Origin of the sequence: Parafannyhessea sp., from assembly GCF_051876455.1 — a bacterium.
Lineage (GTDB): Bacteria > Actinomycetota > Coriobacteriia > Coriobacteriales > Atopobiaceae > Parafannyhessea.
In genome coordinates this window covers 1-3598 of the sequence record NZ_JBJEHW010000010.1, presented here as the reverse complement: position 1 = coordinate 3598, position 3598 = coordinate 1, and the positions used below count along the sequence as shown (strand labels likewise).

Here is a 3598-nt window from a genome sequence, read left to right as displayed (position 1 = left end):
CGACGTGGACGTGAGCTTTGGCGGCATCGACTGCTCCACGGGCGACGTCATCCTCGCGGGCGAGAAGATCATCGGCCTGGCAGAAGGCGTCACCACCGTGAGCTCCGCGGGCATCTTCGACATCCCGGGCTGGGAGGGGAGCGAGGGCAACCTGCTGGGCTTTGCGGACTCCGCCGTGTGCGTCAACCCCAACCCGCAGCAGCTCGCGCAGATTGCCGTTACGTCCGCCGGCACCGTGGCCGCGCTCACCGGCTGGGAGCCGCGCGTCGCCATGCTCAGCTACTCCACGGACGGCTCCGGCGAGGGCGAGCTGGTCGACAAGGTCCGCGACGCCGTCGCCGCGGCCCACGAGCTTGCGCCCAACCTCAAGGTCGACGGCGAGTTCCAGCTCGATGCGGCCATCCGTCCCGACGTGGCCGCCAAGAAGGTGCACCGCCCGTCCGAGGTGGCCGGCCGCGCCAACGTGATCGTCTGGCCCGACATCAACGTGGGCAACATCGGCGTCAAGCTCGTGCAGAACTTTGCGCACGCCAACGCCTACGGCCCCTTCCTCCAGGGCTTCAACAAGATCGTGTGCGACTGCTCCCGCTCCTCACCCGTGAGCGAGATCGTCGGCAACGTCGTGATGAGCTGCGTCCGCGCCCAGGCGCTGAAGGAGGCATAGCCATGGGGGAGAAGAACGAGTTCCGCGTGCTGGTCATCAACCCCGGCTCCACCTCGACCAAGGTCGGCGTGTTCGAGGGCGAGCGCGCCCTCATGGAGAAGACCGTCAACCACGACGCCGCGACGCTCGCCACGTTCGCGGGCGTGTCCGACCAGATGCCCTATCGCATGGAGACCATCAACTCCGCCCTGGCCGAGGCCGGGATCGACCCCGCGACCATGGACGCGTTCGTGGGCCGCGGCGGCGGCCTCATGCCGGTGGAGGGCGGCACCTACGAGGTGAACGACGTCCTTTTGGACCACGCCCGTCGCGGCGCCAACGGCGTGCAGCACCCGGCGCAGCTGGGCCCGCAGATTGCCCACGAGATGGCCGCGCGCTACGGCAAGCCGGCCTTCGTGGTGAACCCGCCCGACACGGACGAGCTCTGCGACCTGGCGCGCGTTACGGGTGTCAGGGGCGTCTACCGCCACGTGCACCTGCACGCGCTCAACCTCAAGGAGACCGCCATCCGCCACGCGGCGTCGCTCGGCCGTCGCTACGAGGAGCTTGACCTTATCGTCTGCCACATCGGCGGTGGCATCTCGGTCTCCGCCCACCACGACGGCCGCATGGTCGATGGCTTCGACATCGTGGGTGGCGAGGGCATGATGGCGCCCACGCGCTGCGGCGCGCTTCCCGTGTCCGAGGTCCTCAACCTGATCGACGCGGGCCGCACCACGGCGGAGCTCCGCAGGCTCTGCATGAAGACGGGCGGGTTCGTGGACCTGCTCGGCACCTCGGACGCCCGCGAGGTCCAGAACCGCGCCGCCGCGGGGGACGCGGCCGCCAAGCGCGCATGGGACGCCCTTCTCTACCAGCTCACCAAGGCGATCTGCGCCATGGCGGGCGTGCTCGCGGGGCACGTGGACGGAATCCTCCTGGGCGGCGGCATGGCGCACTCGCAGGAGCTCGTAGACCACGTGAGGGACACCTGCGGCTGGGTCGCGCCGGTCACCGCATACCCCGGCGAGTTCGAGCTCGAGGCCATGGCCGCCGGCGCGCGGCGCGTGCTGAGCGGGCAGGAGCAGCCCAAGACCTACACGGGCGTGCCCGTCTTCCAGGGATTTCACGACTGACAGAGAGGAATGGTGTTACCAGTGAACAAGACTCAGGTCAAATACATCGTCGGCATCTATTCCGCCGCAATGTGCATAATGGGCATGCTCGTGCCGGTGCCGATTCTGTCTTCCATCGCGAAGACCTTCCCCGACGCCAACATCGCCGCCGTGCAGATGTGCGTCGGCATCATCCCACTGTGCATGGCGCTCTCGGCGCTGTTCGTCTCTTCTGTGCTGGCGACTCGTGTGCAGAAGCGCTACACGGCGCTTGCCTGTCACGTCCTGATAATGGTCGCTGGCCTGATGGTCGTGGCGTTCCATGATGCGCTCTGGCAGGTGCTTGCGGCATCCGTCTTCATCGGAATCGGCATCGGCGGCATCCAGAACGGAACCGATGCTCTCATCGCGGACTACTTCGAGGGGCAGCAGCGCGGCAGCATCATGGGCGTCTACTCGACGTTCGTCGCTCTGGGCGGCATCCTCTGAACGGTCCTCTCCGGCATCCTGGGGTCCCGCGAGTGGTACATGTCCTACGCCGCCTACGCTGCCGAGCTTCCCTTCATCATCGTCGAGTTCTTCTGCCTCCCCATGGGTCACCTCGAGCCAAAGCGCAAGGGCAACGTCCTCAAGAACATGCCGCGCGAGGTCGCGCTCATCACGCTGATCAGCTTTGTCTTCGTGCTGTGCTTCCAGCTCTTCTCGACCAACGTGTCGCTCATCGTGGCCGCCCGTGGCTTTGGCGGAACGGCGCAGAGCGCCACTGCCTCCACGGTCATGACCGTGGCTGGCATCTTCGCCGGGCTCCTCGTGGGGCCGCTGTTCAAGAAGTTCAAGAACCGCGCGATGCCCCTGGCCTGGTGCGTCACCATCCTGGGTCTCGTGCTGACGCTGGTGGCTCCCACGCTCGGCGTCCTGTGCGTGGCCGGCTTCGTCACGTCCCTGGGCAAGGAGACCTACGTCCCCCTGCAAGGCAACTTCGCCGCAGGCAACAGCACCAACGAGGGACGCGCGTTCAACCTTGCCATCGGCATGGCGGGCACCAACTTTGGCATGGCGCTCTCGCCGCTCTTCTTCGAGGCGGCCACCGCACCCTTTGGCGCGCAGATCAGCCAGAAGTTCGTCCTGGGCATCGTCATCATTGCGGTCCTCGTGGTCTTCGGCATGGTCCACTACGCAAAGCTCACGCCCGCCCAGGAGGCGGAGGAGAAGGCCCAGGCAGCCGCTCGCGAGGCAGCCGCTCGCGAGGTTGCGAGCTGCTAGCATCGGCATGCGCCTCCGCGGATGATAAAGTTGACTGATTGAAGTACGCATGCGCAGGGAGGTAGCTCATGGGCGAGAAGAACGTGGCGTCGGGGGCCGGCGTGGCGCCAGAGGCGTGCGGTGGGCATGGCCGCGACAGCATCCTGGCCGCGCTCTTCTCGGACCGTGGACTGCAGTACATCGTGGACGTGGCGGCGCACGTGCTGGGAAACCCGGTCCTGGTGATCGACGCCAACTTCCGCTACGTCGCGCGCAACTTTGACATCGCGCCGGACGACGATTCCACGCTCGCCACGGTCATGCGCGGGGAGCTTGCGAACGGCTTTGTGAGCGAGGCCGGCATCGCCTACATACACGAGCGCCGGCTGGACGAGAGCCTGGCCGGCAGCGTATGCCCCTGCGTGCACCGGAACGAGCACCTGGGCGTCAACACGCTCGTGGGCGCCGCCATGGTGCACGGCATCTGCATCGCGCACGTGATGCTGGTGGAGCGCGACCGCCCCATCGGGCCGGACGAGGAGTGCTGCTTCAACACGCTGGTGGGCGTGGTCGCGCAGGAGCTGCAGAAGAATCCCGT

Annotated in this window: 5 protein-coding genes; all 5 read left to right on the top strand. The window is 67.0% G+C overall.

All coding sequences use genetic code 11. The features are described from left to right. A partial coding sequence (locus ACI38Z_RS00485) for a phosphate acyltransferase (RefSeq protein ID WP_439788231.1) occupies positions 1–664 on the top strand: 664 nt, incomplete at its 5' end. Positions 665–666: 2 nt separating this feature from the next. Next, positions 667–1779: a butyrate kinase gene (gene buk / locus ACI38Z_RS00480; RefSeq protein ID WP_439788230.1), complete on the top strand. Its 1113-nt coding sequence runs from the start codon at positions 667–669 to the stop codon at positions 1777–1779. A 21-nt stretch (positions 1780–1800) separates the two neighbouring features. Then, positions 1801–2247: an MFS transporter gene (locus ACI38Z_RS00475; RefSeq protein ID WP_439788229.1), complete on the top strand. Its 447-nt coding sequence runs from the start codon at positions 1801–1803 to the stop codon at positions 2245–2247. 39 nt (positions 2248–2286) lie between these two features. Beyond that, entirely contained in the window at positions 2287–3021 is a 735-nt protein-coding gene (locus ACI38Z_RS00470) for an MFS transporter (protein WP_439788228.1), read from the top strand. A 68-nt stretch (positions 3022–3089) separates the two neighbouring features. Continuing rightward, the coding region (locus ACI38Z_RS00465) for a hypothetical protein (protein WP_439788227.1) at positions 3090–3598 on the top strand (509 nt) is incomplete at its 3' end.